The sequence below is a fragment of the Marinobacter sp. LA51 genome (assembly GCF_030297175.1).
GTDB lineage: Bacteria > Pseudomonadota > Gammaproteobacteria > Pseudomonadales > Oleiphilaceae > Marinobacter > Marinobacter apostichopi.
On sequence record NZ_AP028070.1, the window covers coordinates 3,660,599 to 3,685,286 of the forward strand.

20 protein-coding genes are annotated in these 24,688 nt (G+C 59.5%); 9 read left to right on the plus strand and 11 right to left on the minus strand.

What is annotated here, in order from left to right; all coding sequences use genetic code 11:
• Window positions 1-32: 32 nt before the first annotated feature.
• Together QUE89_RS16850 and QUE89_RS16855 are read right to left on the minus strand one after the other, a co-directional pair.
• The gene (locus tag QUE89_RS16850) at window positions 33-749 is read right to left on the minus strand and encodes an SGNH/GDSL hydrolase family protein (protein WP_286221177.1); all 717 of its coding nucleotides are present in this window, start codon (window positions 747-749) and stop codon (window positions 33-35) included.
• A 146-nt stretch (window positions 750-895) separates the two neighbouring features.
• Window positions 896-2,809 carry a CocE/NonD family hydrolase gene (locus QUE89_RS16855; protein ID WP_286221178.1) on the minus strand — a complete coding sequence of 638 codons (1,914 nt, stop codon included), beginning with the start codon at window positions 2,807-2,809 and terminating at the stop codon, window positions 896-898.
• A 262-nt stretch (window positions 2,810-3,071) separates the two neighbouring features.
• Between QUE89_RS16855 and QUE89_RS16860 the strand changes: the two genes are divergently transcribed.
• The 3 genes from QUE89_RS16860 to QUE89_RS16870 all read left to right on the plus strand — a co-directional run bounded on the left by QUE89_RS16860 (window position 3,072) and on the right by QUE89_RS16870 (window position 6,276).
• Complete coding sequence (locus QUE89_RS16860) at window positions 3,072-3,941, plus strand: carbohydrate kinase family protein (protein ID WP_286221179.1); 870 nt, start codon at window positions 3,072-3,074, stop codon at window positions 3,939-3,941.
• A gap of 73 nt (window positions 3,942-4,014) precedes the next feature.
• Window positions 4,015-5,049 carry a histone deacetylase family protein gene (locus QUE89_RS16865; RefSeq protein WP_286221180.1) on the plus strand — a complete coding sequence of 345 codons (1,035 nt, stop codon included), beginning with the start codon at window positions 4,015-4,017 and terminating at the stop codon, window positions 5,047-5,049.
• A 69-nt stretch (window positions 5,050-5,118) separates the two neighbouring features.
• Complete coding sequence (locus QUE89_RS16870; protein WP_286221181.1) at window positions 5,119-6,276, plus strand: iron-containing alcohol dehydrogenase; 1,158 nt, start codon at window positions 5,119-5,121, stop codon at window positions 6,274-6,276.
• A gap of 156 nt (window positions 6,277-6,432) precedes the next feature.
• Here QUE89_RS16870 and rlmE read toward each other — a convergent pair whose 3' ends face one another.
• On the minus strand, window positions 6,433-7,053 hold the full coding sequence (gene rlmE / locus QUE89_RS16875) for a 23S rRNA (uridine(2552)-2'-O)-methyltransferase RlmE (protein WP_286221182.1): 621 nt from the start codon (window positions 7,051-7,053) through the stop codon (window positions 6,433-6,435).
• 158 nt (window positions 7,054-7,211) lie between these two features.
• Between rlmE and QUE89_RS16880 the strand changes: the two genes are divergently transcribed.
• Both QUE89_RS16880 and QUE89_RS16885 read left to right on the plus strand, forming a co-directional pair.
• Window positions 7,212-7,955 carry a TrmH family RNA methyltransferase gene (locus QUE89_RS16880; protein ID WP_286221183.1) on the plus strand — a complete coding sequence of 248 codons (744 nt, stop codon included), beginning with the start codon at window positions 7,212-7,214 and terminating at the stop codon, window positions 7,953-7,955.
• A gap of 115 nt (window positions 7,956-8,070) precedes the next feature.
• Window positions 8,071-8,736, plus strand: coding sequence for a transglutaminase-like domain-containing protein (locus QUE89_RS16885; RefSeq protein ID WP_286221184.1), 666 nt, complete (start codon window positions 8,071-8,073; stop codon window positions 8,734-8,736).
• Between the two features lie 18 nt (window positions 8,737-8,754).
• Here QUE89_RS16885 and QUE89_RS16890 read toward each other — a convergent pair whose 3' ends face one another.
• On the minus strand, window positions 8,755-9,909 hold the full coding sequence (locus tag QUE89_RS16890; protein WP_286221185.1) for an ABC transporter substrate-binding protein: 1,155 nt from the start codon (window positions 9,907-9,909) through the stop codon (window positions 8,755-8,757).
• A 237-nt stretch (window positions 9,910-10,146) separates the two neighbouring features.
• Window positions 10,147-11,733: an alkyl hydroperoxide reductase subunit F gene (ahpF, locus tag QUE89_RS16895; RefSeq protein ID WP_286221186.1), complete on the minus strand. Its 1,587-nt coding sequence runs from the start codon at window positions 11,731-11,733 to the stop codon at window positions 10,147-10,149.
• Between the two features lie 336 nt (window positions 11,734-12,069).
• On the opposite strand from ahpF, the gene QUE89_RS16900 reads away from it, so the two are divergent.
• Window positions 12,070-12,792, plus strand: a complete 723-nt coding sequence (locus QUE89_RS16900) for a DUF3581 family protein (RefSeq protein WP_286221187.1) — start codon at window positions 12,070-12,072, stop codon at window positions 12,790-12,792.
• 76 nt (window positions 12,793-12,868) lie between these two features.
• Window positions 12,869-13,345 (plus strand): peroxiredoxin, encoded by a 477-nt coding sequence (locus QUE89_RS16905; RefSeq protein WP_286221188.1) that lies wholly within the window; start codon window positions 12,869-12,871, stop codon window positions 13,343-13,345.
• Between the two features lie 129 nt (window positions 13,346-13,474).
• Here QUE89_RS16905 and ahpC read toward each other — a convergent pair whose 3' ends face one another.
• Window positions 13,475-14,038, minus strand: a complete 564-nt coding sequence (gene ahpC, locus QUE89_RS16910; RefSeq protein WP_286221189.1) for an alkyl hydroperoxide reductase subunit C — start codon at window positions 14,036-14,038, stop codon at window positions 13,475-13,477.
• Between the two features lie 274 nt (window positions 14,039-14,312).
• Between ahpC and QUE89_RS16915 the strand changes: the two genes are divergently transcribed.
• A complete protein-coding gene (locus QUE89_RS16915; RefSeq protein ID WP_286221190.1) occupies window positions 14,313-16,415 on the plus strand; it encodes a PQQ-dependent sugar dehydrogenase in 2,103 nt (700 codons plus the stop codon).
• 98 nt (window positions 16,416-16,513) lie between these two features.
• On the opposite strand, the gene QUE89_RS16920 is transcribed toward QUE89_RS16915, so the two are convergent.
• The 5 genes from QUE89_RS16920 to QUE89_RS16940 all read right to left on the minus strand — a co-directional run bounded on the left by QUE89_RS16920 (window position 16,514) and on the right by QUE89_RS16940 (window position 23,398).
• Window positions 16,514-17,731: a BCCT family transporter gene (locus tag QUE89_RS16920; RefSeq protein WP_286221191.1), complete on the minus strand. Its 1,218-nt coding sequence runs from the start codon at window positions 17,729-17,731 to the stop codon at window positions 16,514-16,516.
• Between the two features lie 238 nt (window positions 17,732-17,969).
• Complete coding sequence (gene betA / locus QUE89_RS16925; RefSeq protein WP_286221192.1) at window positions 17,970-19,655, minus strand: choline dehydrogenase; 1,686 nt, start codon at window positions 19,653-19,655, stop codon at window positions 17,970-17,972.
• 27 nt (window positions 19,656-19,682) lie between these two features.
• Complete coding sequence (betB, locus tag QUE89_RS16930; protein ID WP_286221193.1) at window positions 19,683-21,152, minus strand: betaine-aldehyde dehydrogenase; 1,470 nt, start codon at window positions 21,150-21,152, stop codon at window positions 19,683-19,685.
• Window positions 21,145-21,780: a transcriptional regulator BetI gene (gene betI / locus QUE89_RS16935; RefSeq protein WP_286221194.1), complete on the minus strand. Its 636-nt coding sequence runs from the start codon at window positions 21,778-21,780 to the stop codon at window positions 21,145-21,147. Before betI ends, betB begins: the two co-directional genes overlap by 8 nt.
• Window positions 21,781-21,913: 133 nt before the next feature.
• Entirely contained in the window at window positions 21,914-23,398 is a 1,485-nt protein-coding gene (locus QUE89_RS16940; protein ID WP_286221195.1) for a ShlB/FhaC/HecB family hemolysin secretion/activation protein, read from the minus strand.
• A gap of 188 nt (window positions 23,399-23,586) precedes the next feature.
• On the opposite strand from QUE89_RS16940, the gene QUE89_RS16945 reads away from it, so the two are divergent.
• A complete protein-coding gene (locus QUE89_RS16945; RefSeq protein WP_286221196.1) occupies window positions 23,587-24,657 on the plus strand; it encodes a FecR domain-containing protein in 1,071 nt (356 codons plus the stop codon).
• Window positions 24,658-24,688 lie beyond the last annotated feature (31 nt).

A 24,688-nucleotide genomic window follows, 5' to 3' on the forward strand; every position in this document is an offset into this window, starting at 1 on the left:
GCAGTCAGCCTGGGGAATGCGCAAAACTGGTCTTACCGGGCCGTTGTGGGCGCCAGCTCACAAATAATCGCGGCGGCGTGCTCAGCCCAGAGTCCGTAGGCGTCCCGGCCCGGGTGAAAGCCATCGGCGGCCATCGCAGCCGGCTCCAGCGGATAGGTCACGGACAGGAATCGGGCACCGGCGGTATCGCCACAGAAAGCTTCCAACAAAACATTCAGCTGCCGCGCCCGCAGCCCCAGATACCAGCGCAGGGGCTGCGGCAAGGCGGGAAACCAATGCATGGGCGGAATCGCGGTGAACAGGATATGGCGGGCGCCAAATCGCTGGCCAAGTTGTGCCGACAGCTCACCCAGATGCTTGAGCCACTGACGGTCGCCGGTGCGCCCGGTGACGTCGTTGACCCCGACCGACACCAGTACCACATCAAAGCTGTCGTCCGGCACCTGAGCCAACGCCGCCAGCACATCACCGGAGGTGCGTCCGGTTTCAGCTTCCAGCGCCCAGTGCAGCCGGAACTGTTGGCCGAGCCGCGCGGCCAGGCGCCCGGACAAGGCCTCGTCCTGGCGCTCCACCCCCACACCGGCCGCCGCGGAATCCCCCAGAATCAGTAATTTAAGATCCGGCCCAGAGCCGGCAAGCCCGCGCCGCTCGCCTTCAGGTTCCGGCAGTCGTGGCGTCACCCGGCGCACGTACCGACCCTGACCAATCAGCAGCGGGCCAAGAGTGAGCGTGGACAGCGGATACAGCACTGGAGTGTACTCAGTCTTGGCGGCCGCTGGGGCCGTCGTTGAACAGGACGTCGCGCGGGTACTTGTCCATGGTTGGATCCTCTTCCGGGAGCGATGGACTATCAACCATAGCCCATCGCTCGCCAGAGGAACAAACCCCAACGCCGTTATTGCAGGCGCGCGGTGGGATGCCGGGACAGATCCAGAATGGGCAACTCCAGGCCCTTGATGGTCAGATCGAACCGGTTGTTGCCATCGGCGGCCCCTGGATTGCTGACCGCGCTGTACTGGACATGGCTGGAATAAACCAGCAAGCCCACCTCGTCGCCGGGCTGAAGCTGCTCGCCAACACCTGCCAGCAGCACACCCGGTTCGCCAATGTTGGGGTTGAACCTGTGTGTACCTTCCACCAGCGACGTAACCTGATCGTCTACCAGAATCAGCTCACTGCCCCGCTGAATTCCGATACCGAGATAGGCCACTGGCGTGACGGTACCGGGCAGTGCGGTATTGGCCACCGTCACCTCATCGATTCGCGGTATGCCCGCCAGAATCTCGCTCTCACCAGTCACTGTAAGCACAGATACAAAGGTTGCTGGTGCATCGGGCACTGGTCGGCTTAGCTCATTGGCTTCAAGTCGGGCCGGAACGCCACCGATCGACACTCGCTGCGACCCGACCGGGAAGTCTTCAAGCACCAGTCCGGCCGGTTCATCGCTATCCGCGTTCTGGGTATCGGCCACGGAAATGCACACCGATGGAATGCTCCGATAGGCGCCGGACTCCTCGCCCTTGAGGTGAAAATCGAACCAGCTCAGGATCAGGTCGGTGCCTATCAGGCCCCCACAGTTGGCACTGCCCTCGACCTGATTGGCCAACGGGTTCATGTGCCCGCCTTCGGTGGACAGAATCGATACCGGCACACCCTCGCCCGCAGCCCGCTTGAAGTAAGCCCAGTTCCAATAGGCGTCGGTCAGGTTGAACAGCACGTCCCGGTTGCCCTGCAATAACAGAGTAGGCACCGACCGTGGCACAAAGGCGTCACCGTTGGATGAACAACCCAGTTCACCCGGCTGACACCAGGGCTGACCTTGCTCGGCCGAGCGCTGCAGGTGGCGAGTATGACGATCAAACAGTTCGACCACCTCTGCTTCGGTGTAACCGTCGGTTTCCATGGCGCCGATCAGATCTGCCCGGGTCCGAATCAGGTTGGCTTGAAGACTGGCCGGGCCCATCAGCTCGCACATCCGAGCCACCGCCGGCGTGTTAACAGTGTTCCCGGTCTCGGCCAGCAAACAGAGCAAGCCAGTAAACGAACGTTTCACGGCATCACCAGGCAGCAAACTGTATAGCAGGCTATGCCAGGTGCCGTTCGGTACGATGGTGTCGATCCGGTCATCCAGCTGCGACAGGCCAAACTGGTAGCCGCCCCCGTAACTGTAACCGATCAGACCCGCGTTAATATCCCGCGCTACACCGCTATCCTCCTGCCGCTCGATATGCAGACTCGGAGCCTGTTCATAGAGCCAGTCAAGCAAATAACGAGCATCCTGGGTCTCGGCCCGGGGTGCGATGATACGGGCATAGCCGCCGCCGTTTTGCGGCGTCGAATTGCCGTGGCCGCGTTCATCGAACGAGACCCCGACATAGCCGTGGCGTGGCAGCGTGGCGAAGAGTTCATCAATGGCCGGGAAATGGGGCGTGTCGGAAGCCACTGAGCCATCTTCGTCAATCTCGGAATCCAGACTGCCACTGTAACCGTGACTCTCGATAACCACCGGGAATCGATCCTCGGCACACCGCTCGGGCAGCATCACCGCCACATGGAACCGGGTAACATCGGCCTCGGTGATATCGTCTGTGCGATCCCGATCGAAACTGTTTGGTAATGGACTGTCCAAGGTGTACTCACGCACCTCTGGCGGCAACGGGATCTCACAATCCCCCAGAATGCGATCGGAATCGTCGCTCTGGTTGTCCTGCTCAACCGCGGCAGCGTCCGAACCGCCGGAACCACCACCTATGCAACCGCTCAACGTGAAAAGAAACAGGAATGACAACAGAAACGGGTAATCACGCATTTTTTGTTCTCCTGGGCGTCGTTATCGACAGCTACTCTCCATACTCTCCGGGTAACGACGATTATTGTTGTTCTTGCTCCACGGCAAACCCGCGCCTTCGGTTCCCAGAGGCCTCCACCCTGGCCCAAAAAGCAAAGGCAGCGTTTTGTGGGATTCCGCACAGGAGTCAGCTATCAGGAGCTGGGGGAGTAGGCGCAGGGAGGAGCCGCCCCGGCACCAGGAGCGCTAGACTTGGTCGATCGCCCAGATCAGGAGAACCGATATGTCCAAACCCATCGTGGTCATCGGCGGCGCGTCGTGGGACACCATTATCCATTTACCGACGCTGCCCGCCCCGACACCTCAAACCATCTGGCCAGACGCCAGCTACCGAACCCTGGGTAGCACCGGGGCCGGCAAGAGTCTGAACCTGGCGGCACTGGGCCATCCGGTCATTTTCCACACCTTGCTCGGCCAGGATGCCGAAGGCCGGCAGGTGCGGGACGCCCTGGCCCATCCCGAACTGCAACTGCTGGTCACCGAGACCACTACGCCGACCGAGCAGCACGTTAACCTGATGTCAGCCGATGGCAAGCGCATCTCCCTGTTCGTGCAGCCCCCGGCTGAGCCCAGCGGCCTCGACTGGGCGCCGTTGCAACAACTCGCGGAAGGCTGTCAGTTGGCCGTGGTGAACATCCTCAGTTACACCCGCTCGGCCCTTCCCTGGCTGCAGACAATCAACCTGCCCATCTGGACCGATCTACACGATTACGACGGCACCAACCCTCATCACGAACCATTCATCGATGCCGCCAGCGTGATCTTTCTGTCCAGCGACAACCTGCCGGACTACCGCCAGACCATGGCGTGGCTGGTTAACCAGGGCAAAGAGCTGGTGGTTTGCACCCACGGTGCCGAAGGCGCGACCCTGCTGACTGCGACCGGCGAGTGGCTGGAGCAGGCAGCAATTCCCGCCAGCCAGGTGCTCGACACCAACGGCGCCGGCGATGCCTTCTTCAGTGGCTTCCTGCACCGCTATCTTGAGGGTGCAACGCTGCAAGACTGCCTAAAGGCGGCGTCGATCTGTGGTGCGCTGTGCGTAGCCAGCCAGTCTCTGGTCAGCAGTGACCTGCATCCGGGGCAATTGGCCTAGCGGTCGCGAGATTTGAGCGTGATCAGAGCCTGTGCCAAAGTCTCCGGGTCATTCACCCTGGAAGCCGAGGCCCATGAAAACCGTTTTCTCCCCCCTCCATAGCCGCCGCTCGGTCAAAACCGAGCTGGACGGCGGCCTGCTCATCGAGCCTCATGAAAAGCCATCCCGCGCCAACACCATCCTGGCAAGGGTGCAGGATCAGGGGCTCGGCGACGTTCTGGAACCGGACGAGTTTGGCCTCGAGCCCGTGAAACGGGTACATAGCGCCGATTACGTCGAGTTCCTGGCGCACTGCTGGCAAGACTGGCTGGCCGCCGGCAAGCCAGGCGAGGCTATCCCGGCGGTCTGGTGCGGACGCGGAATGCGGGCCCGGGTGCCCAGAGACATCGACGGCCGCCTCGGGTACTACAGCTTTGCCGCCGAAACCTCGATCTCCGATGGCACCTGGGAGGCTGCGTGCACCTCGGCCAACGTCGCCCTGACTGCGCAAAAGCTGGTCGCCGGGGGTGAGCGGGCCGCGTTTGCCCTGTGCCGGCCACCCGGACACCATGCCCATGCCGATCTGTTTGGCGGATACTGCTTCTTCAACAACGCCGCTATCGTGGCGCAAGCCTTCCGGGATCAGGGCGCCAAACGGGTGGCCATTCTTGATGTCGATTTTCACCACGGCAACGGTACCCAGGCCATCTTCTACCAGCGCGAGGACGTGCTGACGTTAAGCCTGCACGGCGATCCGGATCTGGTTTTCCCCCACTTCCTGGGTTTTGAAGATGAAACCGGGGAAGGTGCCGGTGAAGGTTACAACCTCAACATCGTCTACCCGCCAGGCACCCCCTACAGCGTTTGGAGTCAGGGCCTGGAAACCGCGTGTCAGCGGATCGCCGAATACCAGCCGGACGCGTTGGTGGTCGCCCTGGGCGTGGATACCTTTGAGCACGACCCGATCTCCTTCTTCAAGCTGAAATCCTCCGATTACCTCAGCCTGGGTGAGCAGATCGCCCAGCTGGGCCTGCCCACGGTGTTCACCATGGAGGGCGGTTACGATGTCGAGGCCATTGGCGTCAACGCAGTCAATGTCTTGCAAGGCTTTGAGCATACGCAGGAATGACTACTAGACGACCGGTCTAATTGAAACTAGGATGCTGCCCTCTTTGAAACAACACTGGGGCAGCAGCCGATGAACAGTTTCGATTTCTACAACCCGACGCACATTGCGTTCGGTGAAGGCAAGATCGCCGATTTGAACAAACTGGTACCGGCCGAAGCACGGGTACTGGTGTTGTTTGGCGGTGAAAGCGCGAGTCGGACTGGCACCCTGGATGAAGTAACCACAGCCCTGGGCGAGCGCCAGGTGACCCTGTTTGGCGGCATCGAGCCGAACCCGAGCTTCGAAACCCTGATGGAAGCCGTGGTGCAGGTACGTGAACAAGGCGTGGATTACCTGCTGGCCGTCGGCGGCGGCTCAGTCATCGACGGCACCAAGTTTGTCGCCGCCGCCTCTGTATTCGAAGGCGATGAGTGGGAAATTCTGACTCAGGGTGGCCGCAACATTGAGCGGGCGCTGCCGTTCGGCTCCGTGCTGACCCTGCCGGCAACCGGCTCGGAAATGAACAAGGGTGCTGTGGTTACCCGCAAGTCCTTGAAAGCCAAATTGCCGTTCCACAGCAATCAGGTGTTCCCGGCCTTCTCGATACTGGACCCGACCAAGACCTACACCCTGCCCCTGCGCCAGGTTGGCAATGGCGTGGTTGACGCGTTCGTGCACGTGGTCGAGCAGTACCTGACCTACCCGGCCCAGGCCCCGGTCCAGGACCGCTTTGCCGAAGGCCTGCTGCAGACCCTGGTCGAAATTGGCCCCCAGACCCTGGCCGAGCCGGAAAACTATCAGGTTCGGGCAAGCATGATGTGGACCGCTACCCTGGCCCTGAACGGCCTGATTGGCAGCGGTGTACCCCAGGATTGGGCCACCCACATGCTCGGCCACGAGCTGACCGCCCTGCATAATCTGGATCACGCCCAGACCCTGGCTATCGTGCTGCCGGCCATGCTGCGTGAGCGCAAGGCCACCAAGCTCGACAAGCTGGTCCAATACGGTGAGCGGGTGTGGAACATTCGCGACGGCAGTGCCGAGGACAAAGCCGAGGCCGCCATCGCCAAGACCGAGGCCTTCTTCGAATCACTGGGGGTGAAAACCCGCCTGAGCGACTACGACCTTGGCGAGCAGCACATTGAACCGCTGATCGCGAGTCTGGAAAGCCACGGCATGGTGAAACTGGGTGAGCACGGCGATGTCACGCCTGAGGTGTGCCGCCGCGTCCTACAGGCCAGCCTGTAACCGCTACGGATTAGTAGATACTTCGGCGGCGGATGAGTGTTCCTTCACAAGCCCGCATCCGCCCGCCAGCACGAGCAACCCGTGCAATGTCTTCCTTTTTGGGGCTCTGGTTTTCAGGTGCCCTTTTTTTATGGATATTTTTCAGTCAGGGCGGACTCAGCCCTTGAAGCCCTTGCCCAGGATGTAGACCTCACGGGAGCGGGCCCGGGATGAATCCGGCTTGCGCACCACCACCTTGTCGAACACCGCCCGTACCGATTTCAGGTACTCGTCGTAGCCCTCACCCTGAAACACCTTGGCCAGGAAGTTGCCTTTCGGCTTGAGCACCTGGCAGGCCATGTCCAGTGCCAGTTCCACCAGATACATAGAGGACGCCTGGTCAGCCACAGTCACACCACTGATGTTCGGGGCCATATCGGAAATCACCACATCCACCGGGGCATCGCCCAGGGTAGTCATGATGGCGTCGAACACGTCGTTCTCGGTGAAGTCACCCTGAATAAACTCGACCCCGGCAATGGCGTCCATCTCCAGGATATCCGAGGCAATGACCCGGCCCTTGTGGCCCACGAGGTTGGCCGCCACCTGCGACCAGCCACCCGGTGCCGAACCCAGATCCATAACCACCATGTTGGGGTGGATCAAACGGTCCTTCTTGTTGATCTCCAGGAGCTTGTAACTGGCGCGGGAGCGATAGCCGTCCACCTGCGCCTGTTTCACGAAGGGGTCGTTCACATGCTCTTCAAGCCAGCGGTTACTGCTTTTGGATCGGGCCATAGGACTCATCAATAGCGGGGGAAACGGTCTGTTATTGTACGTGCCGGGCGCCGTCCCGGCAAAATCCTGACATCCGCTGCCGGCGCACGTACAATTCGCATATTCCAGCTCCCACCTCGACCGCGTACGCGGCTCGGGCGCAGCCACGGGCGACCATTGTGAAACTGAACGACATTCGAAAACTGCACCATAAAAAGTACCGCCAGGAATTCGGCCATTACCTGGTCGAGGGTGAACACCTGGTGCTGGAACTGCAGAAAGCCGTCGCCCGGCAGCCGGCGCTGGTGAGCACCGAGCTGTACGTCACCTCAGAGTACGAGCACTGGCAGAGCCCGTTTACCACGCACCTGGTGAGTGACCGCCAGATGGCACAACTGGCCGACACCCGAACACCCCAGGGCATCCTTGCGGTGGTGGCCATGCCGGAGGCAAACCAGGGCGCTGCGGTACCGTCTAATGTCGGCGAGCGGGCGGTGTACCTGCACGAGGTTCAGGATCCTGGCAATCTCGGGACTATATTGCGCACCCTGGCCTGGTTCGGCGGCTTTCGCTGCCTGCTCAGCCCCGGCAGTGTCGACCCTTACAATCCCAAGGTGGTGCGTGCTAGCATGGGCGCGCTGTTTCACCTGCCATTGGAAACCGACGTAAGCCTGGAGCAACTCTCCAGCCGCTACCAGCGCATCGCCTGCCTCGACCTCAATGGCACCGCGCTGACCTCAGCCGAATTCCCCCGACACGACTGTTACCTGTTCGGCAACGAGGCCCGGGGTGTGCCCCGGAGCGCACTGGAAGAGCTCGGCGCCGTGCCCTACACCATTGCCGGACAGGGGGCGATTGAATCCCTGAATCTGGCCACCTCGGTGAACATCTGCGCCTACGAACTGAACCGGGGAGCCTCCTGATACCCCACTGCGACCTGAGCGAATCCGGCAACTATTGTGGTGGATTTCGTCATTGCCTGTAGCAAGCTAATTGGCGAAGATGATGGCCTGATGCCCTAACCCCGGATGCCCGCCCATGGACCAGTATCTACAGCCCACCGCGTTCTTTGATTACGAAAATCCGGAGCTCAAGAACTGGATAGCCGAGCAGTTACAAGGCGTGTCCGATGATCCGGTGGAACAGGTCAAGGCGCTCTACTTAGCCGTTCGGGACCAGGTCAGCTACAACCCGTACGTATTCCGGACTGATCCGAACACCTTCAGCGCCAGCCACGCCCTGAGCAGTGGCGAGTCCTACTGTATTCCGAAAGCGGTTCTGCTGGGCGCGGCCGCCCGTTCATTGGGCATTCCCAGCCGGCTGGGGTTGGCCGACGTCCGCAATCACCTGTCCAGCCCGAAACTGATCGAGTGGCTGCAGTCGGATATTTTCCGCATGCACGGCTTTATCGAGCTGTACCTGAACGGCCGCTGGGTGAAAGCGACGCCGGCATTTAACCGGCAGCTTTGCGAGTTGATGAAGGTAGCGCCGCTGGAGTTCGATGGCATCAACGATTCGGTTTTCCAGGAGTACACCGACGCCGGTCAGGCGCACATGGAGTACGTTAACGACCACGGTGTGTTCGACGACGTGCCACACGCCTTTATCGTGACCGGAATCGAGAACGCCTATCCACACCTGTTCGGTGACGAACGCGCGGCAAATGCCAGCCACGGCAGCCTTCAGGCGGATATCGAGCAATAGACGGCGAATCGTCCGAAGTCAGTCCTTCTGGGCCCATTGCTCAGCCGAGGATCCAGCCGCTAGCGCACCTGTTATCGCATCCATGAGTTCATTGGCACTGCGCCCGCCCGCCGACCGTTCGGAACTGGCCGCCATACTGAACTGGTTGAAATCGACCCGTTGCCAGTTCAATGGGTCCAAGATGCGCTCAACCCGGGCAATGTTGGCACGGGTGGCCGGTTCCAGCTGATAGCTCAGTACCGGTGTGTTCAAGACGAAATCGTGGCCCCTGTGATAGTCATTCAACAGCAACAGCAATAACCCGCCACCCATGAAATGCCGGCCCAGACTGACCTCCAGGTCGCCCTGACGAATTGCCTCCAGGGCTCGTGGCTCCCAATCGACACCACCTACAAGCAGGTCTTTCCCGGGTGCCCGTCCAACCCGCTTGGCCGCCTCAATGGCGCCCAGAGCCATACCATCGCTGGCACTCCAGATCAGCGTAGTTTGCGGGTAGCGCTGCAGCAGTACCGCCGACTTTGCAGCAGCCTCGTCCGCACTCCAGTCGGCATGAACCAACTGGGACAGCTTCATGCGGTTCTGATCAACCTCCTGCATCAGCCCCAGATCGCGATCCTTGGAAGCGGATGAATCACGGGTACCACTGAGACCGATCATTGAAGGCGGACCGGCGTTCTCCGATGTGGAAAGCCCGCTGGCTTTCTGTGCCAGCATCCGGGCAAGCGTCCGACCCGCGGTAATATTGTCGGGAGCCAGATGACCAATCCAGCCATCCAGACGCTCACGGGGCAAGCCCACTTTCTCCCTGGCACCTGCCGGGATGTCGGTATTGATGGTAAACACTTTGACGCCAGCGTCGTGAGCCAGGGTCAACATGCGGGCAGTCACGTTCTCCTTGCACATGAACACCAGGTAGTCGGGCCTGGATGGCCGCTCGAGTACCTGTTCTGCTAACTGCAAATAACTAAGGCGATGGCGCTCGTGGTCGGTGACCACTTCCAGCTCAATCTCGAGGTCATCGGCGACGGCGTGCATAAACCCCGACACCAGGGCCCAGAAACGCGAATCGTCCGGTTCCAGGAATACGACACTGAACCGGTCACCAGCGTACGCAGCATTCAGCAGCAGCGACCACAGCAGGCCGATCACAACCAACGGACGACAGACCTTCATCGCGCCAATTCACCTCGAGAGCCGGAGCATTAAAAGCAGGTTAGGCAGCTAACTTATCCCAGTCATCCAATTCGAAACAAGCGATACCGACCGGGCATCTGCAATGATGAGACATCGGCACTACTAATTCGTCTATTTAGTCGCTCACTTACCGACAGCAACCCACAAAAAAAGGCACCGGATCGCTCCGGTGCCTCTTGCTCTCTCATCAGGCTTGTCAGGTGATGTTCACTCTGTTCAGGCCGCCTGTTCTTCGTCGTCTTCCACCGAATTCCGGATCAGGAAGTCGAAGGCGCTGAGCGCCGCTTTCGAACCTTCGCCCATGGAAATGACGATCTGCTTATAAGGCACGGTAGTGACGTCGCCAGCCGCGAAGACACCCGGGATGGAGGTCTCATTGCGGTCATTGACCACGATTTCACCGTGCTGGCTGAGCTCGATGTCGCCCTTCAACCACTCGGTGTTCGGCACCAGACCGATCTGGATGAAAACCCCTTCCAGGGCCACGTGGTGCTCTTCACCGGTGTTTCGATCCTTGTAGTTCAGGCCGCTCACCTTGCCGTTCTCACCGGTGATTTCGGTGGTCTGGCCCGAGGTGATGATTTCCACGTTCTTCAGGCTGCGCAGCTTCTTCTGAAGCACATCATCGGCGCGCATCTCCGCACCAAACTCGATCAGGGTGACGTGCCCGACGATGCCGGCGAGATCGATGGCCGCCTCGACACCGGAGTTACCGCCGCCAATCACCGAGACACGCTTGCCCTTGAACAGCGGGCCGTCACAATGCGGGCAGTAGGCTACGCCCTTGTTCCGGTACTCTTCCTCACCCGGAACACCAATCTGACGCCAGCGCGCACCGGTGGACAGCACCAGCGTGCGGGCCTTCAGGGAGCCACCATTCGCCAGACGGATTTCGTGGGGCATACCCGGTTTGGCGGCCGGAATCAGCTTCTCGGCGCGCTGCATGTTCATGATGTCGACGTCGTATTCCTTGACGTGCTGCTCCATGGCACCAACCAGCTTGGGGCCTTCGGTGTAGGGCACCGATATCAGGTTTTCGATACCCATGGTATCCGCTACCTGGCCGCCAAAGCGCTCCGCCGCGATACCGGTGGAGATACCCTTCCGCGAGGCGTAGATCGCCGCCGAGGCACCGGCAGGGCCGCCGCCAACCACCAGCACTTCAAAGATGTCTTTCTGGTTGATCTTCTCGGCCTCTTTCTCGTCGGACTTGGTATCCAGACGGGCGACGATCTCTTCCATGGTCATACGGCCCTGACCCCAGGATTCGCCGTTAAGATAAACGCTGGGCACGGCCATTACTTCCCGCTGCTCCACTTCGTCCTGGAACAGTGCACCGTCAATGGCGGTGTGCTTGATGTTCGGGTTCAACACACTCATCAGGTTCAGGGCCTGCACCACGTCCGGGCAGTTCTGGCACGACAGCGAAAAGTAGGTTTCGAACTCGAACGAACCATCAAGTTCCTGTACCTGCTCGATCACTTCCTGAGCCGCTTTGGAGGGGTGGCCGCCTACCTGCAACAGCGCCAATACCAGCGAGGTGAACTCGTGGCCCATGGGAATACCGGCAAAGCGCACACCAATGTCGGTGCCGATGCGGTTAATGGCAAACGATGGCCGACGCACGTCGGTGGCATCTTCAGTCCGCAGACTGATCTTGTCTGACATGGGCTCAAGCTCTTCCAGCAACTGCCTCAGTTCCTGGGACTTGTCGCCGTCGTCGTAGGCCGCAACCAGCTCGATTGGCTGCTGCAGCTTGTCCATGTAGGCTTTCAGTTGCTCCTTGATACCGGCATCCAACATGTATTCTTTCCTCTCTAGGTCAGCGTGACACCAAGTCACTGAATTCAATACGGGTTAAAATTCAACGTGGGGCAACAATACGGCTTGCCCGGCGCACGCTCAAATTGATTGCCCCAAACTGTCTGATAGAGCCATGCTATACGAAGCTAAAGCATCATTAAGATTACCCCTGCCAATAATCACAGGCTCCCCTACCTACCTGCCCCCTGCAATTACTGGCATGCCTGCACGTTAGGACGAATAGCGCATGTTGGTATTGATGGGACTCAACTATCATTACGGGTAGACAGCGGGCTCATTTGACACATCCCACTCCGCGAACAGAATAGGCAGCACATGTTTTTAGACCGTTTTCATTCGATACAGCAAGGACGTATCCACATTACCGCGCTCCAGGCCAGCCGTTTTGCCAAGGAGATTGCCGGTGATTTCAATCCAATTCATGACCCCGACGCCCGCCGATTCTGCGTGCCCGGTGACCTGCTGTTTGCGGTGGTGGTTTCGCATTTCGGTCTCTCTGCCAACATGACTTTCCAATTCAAAAGCCTGCTAGGGGACGGAGTGCCCCTGGAATTCCGGGAACCGGAGGAAGGTCGCGTTGAGCTGTGCGACGCCAATGGCAAGGTCTATCTGGAGGTCACTCACAGCGGCCCGAGCACCCGCGATGAAACCACCATCGAGAATTTCACCCGCTGCTACGTTTCAGCCTCTGGCAAGAATTTCCCGCATACATTGCAGCCACTGATGGAATCGAACGGGGTCATGTTCAATCCTGATCGCCCCATGGTGATGTACGAAAGCATGAGCCTGGCACTGGATCGTCTGGATGCCAGCGACCCGGAACTGGAACTGCATGACGCCCAGCTGGCCGCCAACGGCAAGCGTGGCAACGTCACCCTGGAGTATCGGCTGCTGTCCGATCACAAACCGGTTGGCCAGGTTTCCAAGCGCCTGGTGCTCGGTGGCCTGCGACCCTACTGCCCGGACGCCATGGCCGGCGTACTGGAAGAGTTTTACCGGCTTAAGGCCCGGGGTGTGGATTACGGCAGTAACCTGTAAGCCATACCATTGCTGCGAGTAATGACAACGAACCATTCAATAACACTCTCATCAACACCCTCATCGGAGCAGGCATATGGCGATTCAGGTAGGCGAGCGGTTACCCAACATTGAACTGCAGGTGATGGGCAGCAACGGCCCGGAGAAGGTACAGACCGGCGACCTGTTTGCCGGCAAGAAAGTGGTGCTGTTCGCGGTGCCTGGAGCTTTTACCCCAACCTGCTCGGCCGCGCACCTGCCCGGCTTTGTGGTCGATGCCGACACACTGAAGGCCAGGGGCGTCGACAGCATTATCTGCACCTCGGTCAACGACACCTTCGTGATGGATGCCTGGGGCAAGGCCCATAACGCCGAGCAGATCGTCATGCTCGCCGATGGCGTGGCTGAGTTCGCCAGGGCAATTGGCTTGACCCAGGATCGGACTGCCAGCCAGATGGGCATTCGCAGCCAGCGCTACGCCATGATCGTGAACGATGGCGTGGTTGAAGTGCTTAACATCGATGAAAAGGGCCTGGAAACCACCAGCTCGGAAGCCATTCTGGCGGCACTGTAACGGCTGGTCCGGCTTTTCCGTCGGCAATTCATCCCGTTTAGACGCAAAAAACCCCGGTAAAACCGGGGTTTTTCAATCGTGGGCCTGCAACGCAGGCCCTGATCTATCGTTTCACCTGAGTAGGGAAACTTAGATCTTGCCGACCAGGTCCAGTGACGGAGTCAGCGTCTCTTCGCCTTCTTTCCACTTCGCAGGGCACACTTCACCCGGGTGGTTGCGCACGTACTGGGCGGCCTTCACTTTACGCATCAGGTCGTCAGCGTCACGGCCGATACCTTCAGCAGTGATTTCCATCGCCTGGATGACGCCATCCGGATCGATCAGGAAAGTGGCACGATCGGCCAGGCCCTGACCTTCGCGCATTACGCCGAAGTTGTTGGTGATGGAACCGTTCTGGTCGCCAACCATGTAGTAGTTGATCTTGCCGATGGTGTCGGAGCTGCTGTGCCACGCTTTGTGGGTGAAGTGGGTGTCGGTGGACACGGAGAACACTTCAACGCCCAGCTTCTGCAGTTCTTCGTACTTATCGGCAACGTCGCCCAGCTCGGTCGGGCATACGAAGGTGAAGTCGGCCGGATAGAAGAAGAAGATCGACCACTTGCCTTTCACGTCGGCTTCGCTGATGTCGACGAACTCGCCCTGTTTGAAGGCAGTTGCGTTAAACGGCTTAATTTCGCTGTTGATAATGCCCATTAAAGAACACTCCTCATTAGTGGATTCAAGGATCGATTGGATAACGGCGCCCAGAGTACGAGACCAGGGCACCTGGATAAAATTGATAATTCCCAACCCAGAGATAGGCATTGCCTATTTTCAGTGGAGGAACAACAAAGCCTCCAGACAAAAAGCGGCCACAACGGGAATTCGGGCGGCTGCCACCCTGTTTATGGAGACGGAAATACTAACTTCAACATGTGACGGAATAACGATGGGCTAAACTTAACACTCTGCCGGGAGGAACCAGGCTATGCGACCAGGCCTTCTGCTACTCCTCTGTCTGACACTCACCGCCTGCGGCGGTTCAGGTGGTAGCTCAGACAGCACCGTTGTTGGCCTGCTGGAGCGGCCCAGCAATACCACTTGCCTGGCCTTTGAGGGCTCGGGCGAGGTGCGGCTGACCGCCGTTGCGCCGTCCCTGACGTTTACGGCCCCGCTATTGATGCTGCCCCACCCTGACCTTGCGGGTATTTTCTACGTTGTTGAGCAGGGTGGCACCGTGTATCGGGTCAATCTCACCACCGAGACTCGCACCGAACTGGTGGACCTGACCAATTTCTATGCCCTCAGCGACTGCTCAGAATGCGGCTTGTTGGGCATGGCGTTCGATCCGGCCTTTGCCACGAACGGCTATCTGTACCTGTCATTTACTCAGGGCTCCGGCGTCACCTCCTACGTCGCCCGCTTTGAATCCACCGATAACGGCCTGAGTCTTCGGGACGACGGGGCCGGCGGGCTGGTCCGGACCAACCTGCTGGAACAACCGCAACCTTTCAGCAACCACAATGGCGGCCACATAGCCTTCGGCCCGGACGGGCTGCTTTACGTGGGCCTGGGCGATGGCGGTTCCGGCAACGACCCCGGCAACCGCGCCCAGGATCTGTCGACCCGGCTGGGCAAGATGCTTCGCTACAACGCCGATGGCAGCCCGGCCAGCAACGGCGTGTCTGGCGCCGTCCCGGAAATTTACGCCTATGGCCTGCGCAACCCCTGGCGCTGGAGCTTTGATCGCGACACCGGTGCGCTCTGGGCCGGTGATGTTGGCCAGAGCGCATTTGAAGAGATCGACATCATCACCCAGGGCGGCAACTACGGCTGGCGCTGCTACGAGGGATTTGAGCGCACCAGCAGCAGTTGCAGTGCGTCAGGCCCGTTCATCGACCCGGCGCATGCCTATGGCCGCTCAGACGGCGTCTCCGTCACCGGTGGCTACGTCTATCGGGGCAACAATATTCCGGCCCTCCAAGGTGACTACCTGTTCTCGGATTACGGTTCTGGCACACTCTGGGCCCTGGAGCGCCAATCCAATGGCAGTTACCAGCGCCGAACCCTGCTGGAGACCGGCCGCAATGTCGCCTCCTTTGGCCAGGACAACCAGGGCGAACTGTACCTGGTCACCACAACCGGGCTGTTCCGGATCGATCCGGTAACGGTGGACACCGAGTTGCCGCAACAGCTGTCGGACACCGGCTGCGTGCAGGCCAGCGCGCCCTGGCAGCCCGCCGACGGTCTGATCCCCTATCGCCCGATCGAAGCCTTCTGGTCCGACGGCGCCGAGAAAACCCGCTATCTGGCCTTGCCCGACAACACCAACATCAGCATCGATAACCAGGGCGATTTTCAGCTCCCGCGGGGCTCGGTCCTGGTCAAACACTTTGCCTTGGATCAGCGCCTAATTGAGACCCGCCTGTACCTGCACGGCGCCGACGGCAGTTGGACTGGTTACAGCTACCAATGGAACCACGCTGGCACCGATGCCCAACTGGTTAGCGGCAGCCAGGACCTGGATGTGGGAGGCCAGCTCTGGCACTACCCCTCGGCCGGCGAATGCAACCAGTGCCACACCTCGGCAGCCGGCTCCAGCCTTGGCCTGGAAACGGATCAGCTCAACAGCCGATTCACTTATCCACAGACCGGCATCAGCGCCAACCAGCTCGACACCCTGTCTTCCATCGGTGTCTTCGAGGCATCACCCACATCGGCCCAGCGCAGCCGGCGCCTGAACCAAAGCAGCGACACCAGCGCAAGCCTCGAGGACCGGGCGCGCAGCTACCTGCACAGCAATTGCAGCCATTGCCACCGACCAGGCGGCACCACCCAGAGCACCATGGACTTACGGGCAAACACGCCATTGAACGCCACCGGGACCTGCGACGTGGCACCTACTAACGGGGACCTCGGCCGAAGCGGCGCACGGCTAGTGCAGCCTGGAGATGCAGACAACTCGCTGCTGCACCTGCGAATGGTGATCACGGACAGCAACCGCATGCCACCGATCAGCACCCTGCTGGTAGATAACCGGGGCGCCGAACTGGTGGCAGATTGGATCAACCAGTTGCCCGGCTGCAACTGAGTCCAACCCGAGTTCAAGTAAAACCCGGGCATAAAAAAAGCAGGCTGGCCCCGAGGACCAGCCTGCTTTCACAGCACTACGAACAACGCCTGAACGGATCAGTTGGCGAGTTCAACCTTCTGGTAATCCAGAATGTTTTCTTCAGGCGAGCTCTTGATGGCCGCTACTTCGCTGCGTTTTTTCACCACAATGTAAGCGAAACAGCCGAAGTACAGCGCGATCACCAGTGCGCCAACCCACTGAATCCGCAGGAAGTCGAGCTGGAACAGCATAGTCAGGCCAATCATCGCCACCAGATTGAACAGCACGTAATTGAACCGACCCAGTCGCTCGGCCGTCAGGTTCAGGTTGTCGGTGTAAAGACGGATCAGTGAATCCAGCGAGTTCACCACCATCAACACACCCACGGTGATCATTGCGAGATTGGTAATCGCCGCCACCTGCAAGCCTTCGTCGTGGTAATGGAACAACACCGAGAACCACACCCCGATAGCGATGGAGGGGACCACCAGCATGGCGATCAGCAGCTGCCAGGTTTTGATACCACTAACAAAGCGGGCGGTGAACTGGCCGATCATGATGCTCCAGGCGAACCACCAGAACAGGTAGAACTCGTGATAATCGTTAATCGGCAACACGAACTGGTGAATGTTGGTGAAATATTCACCCAACAGACCAACGGTGCCCAGGAAATCCCCCGGTGACCCTTCGTCCAGGGCGAAGGCCCGTACCCACATGCCGGCGATCAGGGCAATGAACAGCACACTGGAGCTCAGACTCAGAATCCGTACGTACTTGATCTTCGAACTGGAATAAACCGCCAGCCCAATGGAGATAAACACAATAGCGTAGAAGGTGGGCACCACCGATTCGCCATCGCCGATCTGCGGCAGGTACCAGGGCAGGTTCACCAGAAGCAGGTAGGCGGTGAAGGCACAGGTGCCGATGATCACCGCGTTGTTGACCACTTTCACCAGGGGAATCTCGAAAAATTTCACCCGCGGCTCAATGATCGCGAAGTAGAAGCAGGTCAGAAAATAGAAGCCCCAGATCAGGAAGGCCCAAAAGCCAAACTCAATAGCCAGCGGGTTGGCAAAGCCATATTCCGGGCTCTCAGAGAGATCGCTGTAGCCGCCGAATTCGGTCAGCGGAAACATGATAAGGCCCACGTCCAGACCGGAGGTGAACAGGATCGCAATGAAGGTGAGCGTGCGAACCGGCGTCACGCCAATGCACTGCATATCCCACCACTTGTAAAGAATCAGCGCGATGGCCGCGAAGGTGAAAATAAGACCTGATGATAACCAGAGTGTCATAACGGCCTCCGCTTTAGGTTGTTGTTAATTGTGAACAGCATGGGTGTTCCTCCTCTACTTTGAAGCTGTTGCTCATTCGAATCGGACACAAACCCCCGCGTTACTTTATAACGGGCCAGGACTTGCCTATCTGGCGCCCAGAAAACGACTGGCACAGTCGTCGCGCTGATAGGAAAATCCTGATGGCTTGCAAAACCCCGGAGGCGTTGCACCTCCGGGTGGGAGCGCGCGGGCCGCGCTAGCTTGAAGCCCGCTTTGCGGCTCCCGGGCGCTGGCGGCCCTGCCACTGGTCATCCATGACCACAGGTACGTCAGACGGTTGCAGGGGCTCCCTGCCCCGAATCAGATCGGCTGCCCGCTCGGCCACCATGATAGTGGGGCCGTTCAGGTTGCCGTTGGGTATGGTTGGGAAAATGGACGAATCCACCACCCGCAGGTTCTTGATGCCGCGCACACGGGTGTCCGGATCGACCACCGCGCGCTCGTCCGTGCCCATCTTGCAGGTGCACGAGGGGTGATAGGCGCTTTCCACCGCCTGACGGACAAAGGCATCGATTTCTTCGTCGCTCTGTACCTCGGCCCCGGGCTGGATCTCCGGGCCGCGGTATTCGTCCATGGCCGGCTGGTTGATGATCTCACGGGTCAGGCGCACGCAATCCCGGAAGCCTTCCCGGTCGGCCTCGTGTTCGAGGTAATTGAACCGGATGCGCGGGGCCTGTTTCGGGTCCGACGACTGCACGTGCACAAAGCCACGGCTCTTCGGCTTGTTGTGGCCAATGTGCAGCTGGAAGCCATCACCGGAAAACGCTTCCTTGCCGTCGTAGCGCATGGCTGCCGGCAGGAAATGGTATTGCAGATCCGGCCATTCCACGCCGGCCTTGGAGCGAATAAAGCCACAGGACTCGAAGTGGTTGGTCGCGCCCAGGCCATCTTTCTTCAGGATCCAGCGCAAACCGATTTTCAGCTTGTTCCACCAGTCCAGCTTGCCATTGAGCGACACCGGCTTGTTGCAGCGGAACTGGAAATAGAACTCCAGGTGATCCTGCAGGTTCTCACCCACGCCCGGCAACTCGTGCTTGACCTCAATACCGGCCGATTCCAGCACTTCGCGCTGACCGATACCGGACAACTGCAGCAGGTGGGGCGAGCCAATGGAGCCGGCGGACAGAATCACTTCCTCCACCGCTTTCGCCTCGTGCACCTTGCCGCCCTTCTCATAGCGCACACCGGTGGCGGTTTTACCGTCGAGCAGCACCTGGTGCACCAGGGCGTGGGTGACCACGGTCAGGTTCGGGCGCTCCATGGCCGGGCGCAGATAAGCGTTGGCGGTGGACCAGCGACGGCCGTTTTTCACGGTCATGTGCATGGCCCCGAAACCTTCCTGCTGGGCGCCGTTGTAATCCTTGGTCGGGAAATAACCGGCATCGACGCCAGCATCCACGAACGCCTGGTACAGCGGGTTCTGCATGTTATTGCCGTTGTTAACCCCAAGCGGACCCGTGCCGCCGCGGTAGTCATCGGCACCAAAGGCCCAGGTTTCGGCTTTCTTGAAATAGGGCAGCACCTGCCGGTAGTTCCAGCCCTCGGCGCCTTCCGACTCCCACTCGTCAAAATCGCGGGCGTGGCCGCGGACATAGACCATGCCGTTGATCGAGGACGAACCACCCAGCACCTTGCCCCGGGGGCAGTGCATGCGACGGTTGTCCAGGAACGGCTCAGGCTCGGTCTCAAACTGCCAGGCGAACTTCTTGGTGTTCATCGGAATCGACAACGCGGTCGGCATCTGGATAAAGATGCTCTTGTCGCTGCCGCCGGTTTCCAGCAGCAGCACCTTGTGCCGGGCGTCCTCGGTGAGCCGGTTCGCCAGTACGCAACCAGCCGATCCGGCGCCCACAATGATGTAGTCGTATCGGTTTTCTGTCATGCAATTGCTCCCGGTTAGGTCACTGGCTTAAAACGGCGCGTCCAGGTCTTTCATGCCCACGTACACCGACTTGATCTGGGTGTAGTGGTCAAGGGTGACCTTGCCGTTTTCACGGCCAATGCCGGAGAGTTTGTAACCGCCAACGGGCATTTCCGCCGGGGACTCGCCGTAGCTGTTGATCCAGCAGATACCGGCCTGAATCTGGTGAATCACCCGGTGGGCACGGCGGATATCGTTGGTGAATACGCCAGCGGCCAGACCGGTGTCGGTACCATTGGCCCGGGCAATCACCTCGTCCTCGTCGGAGAAGGTCAGCACTGACATCACCGGCCCGAAGATTTCTTCCCGCACGATGGTCATGTCGTCGGTGCAGTCGGTGAAGATGGTGGGCTCAACAAAGTAGCCCCCCTTGGAATCGTCCGGTGCGAAAGCACGGCCGCCGTGAGTCAGGGTTGCGCCCTCAGACAGGCCCTTGGCGATGTAGTCCAGCACCAGGTCGCGATGTTTCTCGGAGATCAGGGCACCAAAGTTGGTGTCTGGATTCATCGGGTCGCCCGGTTTGATGTTCTTGCGGGTGCGCTCCAGCAGACGGTCCATGAACCCCTCATAGACGTTTTCGTGGACAAACACCCGGGTACCGTTGGTACAGATTTCGCCCTGGGTGTAGAAGTTGCCCACCATAGCGGCGGAGATGGCATTCTCCAGATCGGCGTCGTCGAAGATGATCAGCGGCGACTTGCCACCCAGTTCCATGGTGACGTCCTTCAAGGTAGAGGACGCAGCTTCCATCACCTTCTTACCGGTGCCCACTTCGCCGGTGAACGACACCTTGGCGATGGCCGGATCGTGGGTCAGCCAGGCGCCCACTTCAGCAGCACCCTGCACCACGTTGAACACGCCCGCCGGTACGCCTGCTTCGATGTAGATTTCTGCCAGCTTGATCGCACCCATCGGGGTCTCTTCCGACGGCTTGAAAATCATCGCGTTACCGCAGGCCAGGGCCGGTGCCGATTTCCAGCAGGCGATCTGGATCGGGTAGTTCCAGGCGCCAATACCCGCGCAAATGCCCAGCGGCTCGCGGCGGGTGTAATAGAAATCACCGCCCAGATCCTGCTGGTTGCCTTCAATGGACGGCGCCAGGCCGGCAAAAAACTCAATGGCGTCGGTACCGGTGACCACGTCCACAGCTTCCGCTTCCTGCCAGGGCTTGCCGGTATCCCGCACTTCGCAGGCTGCCAGCTCATCGTTGCGCTCACGCAACAGCGCCACTGCCTTGAGCAGAATGCGGCTGCGTTCCATAGCGGTCATTGCCGACCACTCGGCAAAACCGGCCCGAGCACTCTCGATGGCAGCCTGTTGCACGGCCTCATCGGCCACCTCTACCTCGTAGATGACCTCACCGGTGGCCGGATTAACCACTGGGAATGTCTCGCCGCTGCTATTGGCGAGAAAACGTCCGTGCACGAAATTCTGAAAACGGGGAACCGAGTTAGCCATAGGACCTATAACCTCCAGGGGCAGGTGTTGAATTCATTGTGTTGGCTCGCGACAAGGCGTCCTGAACAAAATGCTTACACAGCTTCTCGCCAGCCTGAAAACTCTCTTCCGGCTCCACGCTCATCGCACTACGGAGCCAGAAGCCATCAATCAAGGCGGCCGTTTGCCGGGCCGCCGCCGTCGCCGCTTCCGGTGTCAGTACCTGGGCAAAGGAGAAGCGCAGGTTACTGTACAGCCGGGCGTTGTTAATCTGTTGCAGCCGTTTAAGACCCGGTTCGTGCATGGATCTTGCCCAGAAACTGAGCCAGGTCTTGGCCGCCAGCGCTGAACGCTGGAAATCCGAAAAATTCGACTCAATGATGCAGGCCAGACGCTGCTCCGGGGAGCCGTCGGTTTTTGCCATTCGCTCCCGGAGCTCTTTGCCGAGCTGATCCAGCAAATACCGTAATGCCGCCTCAATCAGAGCCTGCTTACCACCGAAGTAATGACTGATGATGCCCGAAGACATACCAGCCCGTTTGCTGATGCTAACGATGGTGGTGTTCTGCAGGCCCAACTCGGCAATCGAATGCATGGTCGCTTCGATTAACTGTTGCTTCCGGGTGTCCTTCATTCCGACTTTCGGCATGGCGACTTCGCTACTTTCATCCAGTCAATTGTCATTCTTCCGCTCAATTTTTTATTAATTGAACGTTCAATTAAAATAAAGGTTACAGAAAAGAGAACGGGATTTCAAACCGGGCAGTTTTAGAAACTAGGGTTCAGAAACTGAGAGTGAGACGGCCGGTGAAGCGACCGTCTTCATCGGTGATGGCGGAATCGGTGGTAAGGGGTTTGCCAAATTCCAGGTAGCCGGACAGCGGGTCGGCGGTGAAGCGGAAACCCAGGCCAGCGGCGGCGCCGGAGTCCTGTGAACTGGTCTGGTTCTGATAGGCCGTGGCCAGGCCGTAATAGACATAGGGAGTGACTTCCGCCGGCAGCCCCCAGGGACTGGCAACCCGGCGGCGCAGCTCCAGTTCGGCGCCGGCACCCCGGTCACCAGAGAAGGCACCGGATTCGTAAGCACGGGCAAACTGGCTGCCACCGATGACAAATTTCTGGGAGGTGGGCAGGTCATCCGGCGAATATTGGCCTTCCAGCAGAAACCGGGACGACAGGCCCGCCGGCAGGGCGCGCCAATAGGTGTATTCGGCCCGGGCAATCTGGAACGACAGATCGACAACATCACCGGCCTGAGAACCACGGCGGCGCGCGCCCAATGCATCAAAACCGAAACGACCGGTTACCACCACTCGGTGAGCACTGGTATTGGCCTGGTGCAGTGTCTTGAAACCAAGATCCATCAACCGCAGGGCCTCGTCGATTTCGCGTTCGCCCTGATCGGTGCGGGTGTAGTCCCGGGCGACTATTCCGGTGAACACTTCGCTGTCGTTCTGGTCCGCGCCGTTGAGGCCATAGCCCCATTCAAGCTCATGTTCCCGGAACCGAAACACCGTCTGGCCGGGGGCCGGATCATTGTCCAGCACGGCACGGCCCACCCGGGTTCCCACAGACACCCGATTGCGGGCATTGGGCCCGACCACAACACCAGCACCCGCAACCCGGTAGGCATCGGATTCCAGCGTGTGCAGGCCGAACACCCGCATCTGGCGAATCGCCGGCAGCGGATTGGCAACCGCCACCTGGCCAATGACCAGATCCCGGCCCAGGCGTTTGTCACCCTCGGTGCTGTAGCTCAAAGAGCCCAGCCAATGGGTACGCTTGCGCAGAACCAAGGCGTAGTCCGCACCGGCCCCGTCACCGGCGTTCGCAGGCTGAAGTTCGGCGTCGATGGCAACCTCGTTGGCCGCCTCATACAGCTGAGCAACATAGTCCACATGCCGTTTCGAGAGCGGTTTTATTTCTCGTAAGGGCGAAAATGCCCGCCGAAACTGTCGCGCTTCGGCCATACCGACGCCACTGACATCAATGGCTACGAGGCGGGGCTCATCGACTCGCACCAACACCACGCCGGTGATCGAGTCGTGGGGGGCAACCGTCACCGAGGGCTCGAAAAACCCACGCTCATCGTAAAGCTGACGAACATTGCTGGCCAATTGGCTGCGAGCCTGAGGTGTCAGGCGCGTACCGATGGTCGATTGGTAAACCGGGCCAAGGTGGTCCGGTGTAAACACGGTCACCCCTTCAAAGACCACGGCACCAATGACCGGTCCGTCGTCAACGGACGCAAATACAGGTGCATTCAAACTGAAAATATGTACACAAATTATACAAACAACAACAGAAACTCGCACCATGCACTCCGTTACTGAGCTACTCTGACAAGGTAGTCCAAATTTTTAAGTGCGTAGGGAAACTGTGAATAACGCGCACGCAAGGATTGCAGGCTGGCCGAGTGCCGCAGTGACCAGTTGTCGTTCAGGGGAGAACGCGCATGAACACCCTTTCGTTTCACACCGCCAAGGTGCCCTTCCAAACCTCTTTGTTTTTAGTGATTCTATTTTTGCTTTTCGCTGATGTTGCCCGGGCCGAACCCGTAGTGATCGAGGCGATGACCGGCACGGCCGAGTTTCGCAACCACAGCGAAGATGCGTGGCAACCCCTGAATGCCGGCGACGCCCTGAAGGTGCCGGTTGAGATCCAGACCGGGCCCGACTCCAGTGTCCAGATCGGCCAGTCCGGCACCTTTTTTGACGTGAGCGCAGAAACACGACTTCATTTGTCCACCAATGACGCCAGCTCGGATGGGCTGATTTCCCGCGTGAAGCAGTGGTTCGGCACGGTTTTCTACGACGTCGAACGCCAACCCGATACCTTCAAGGTGGAAACACCGTTCCTGGTCTCCACCGTTAAAGGCACTCAATTCACCATCGTCAGCACCGATGAGGCGTCCTTTGTCACCCTGAAAGAAGGCCGACTGGAGGTTGTTGATAACAAGACGGGCACCCGCCGGATCCTGAATCCTGGCGACATTGCCAGTGTCTCCGGTGACGGGACCGGAGCCAGCTTCAGCTCGCTGATCCAGATTCCGGACGCCTTGCCTGCTGTTGCCCAGGAACAAGCCCTGCAAATTGCCAGCATGGCCCCCTCCTTTGGGCTCGACCAACAGACCGAGATGGGCATCAACTCCTCCGACTCCAGCGCCATGAGTGGCATCACATCCTTGGCCAGTCTCACACTGGGTGGCGAAATCGGTGCGGAGCTGACCGCCGACCTCGGCAGTGACCTGGGACTTAATGTCGGGGCCGATCTAGGCACTGACGTGGGCGCCGATATCGGGTCTGACCTGATCGGCGATATCAGCGCTGAGATCAACGCCGACCTTGGCATCGGCGCAGGTCTAGACGACGGCCTCGAGCTGGAAGCCGATCTGGATCTGGGTCCGGACCTAGACATCGACATCGACCTGGATGACCTGGAAGATCTGGACGGCCTGGATGACCTCGAAGGCGGACTCCAACAAATTCTTGGTGGCTTAGGCGGCTCTGGCTCGGTGCCGCTCTGAATGACACGCTGCTCCTAGGACTTCTGGGTAA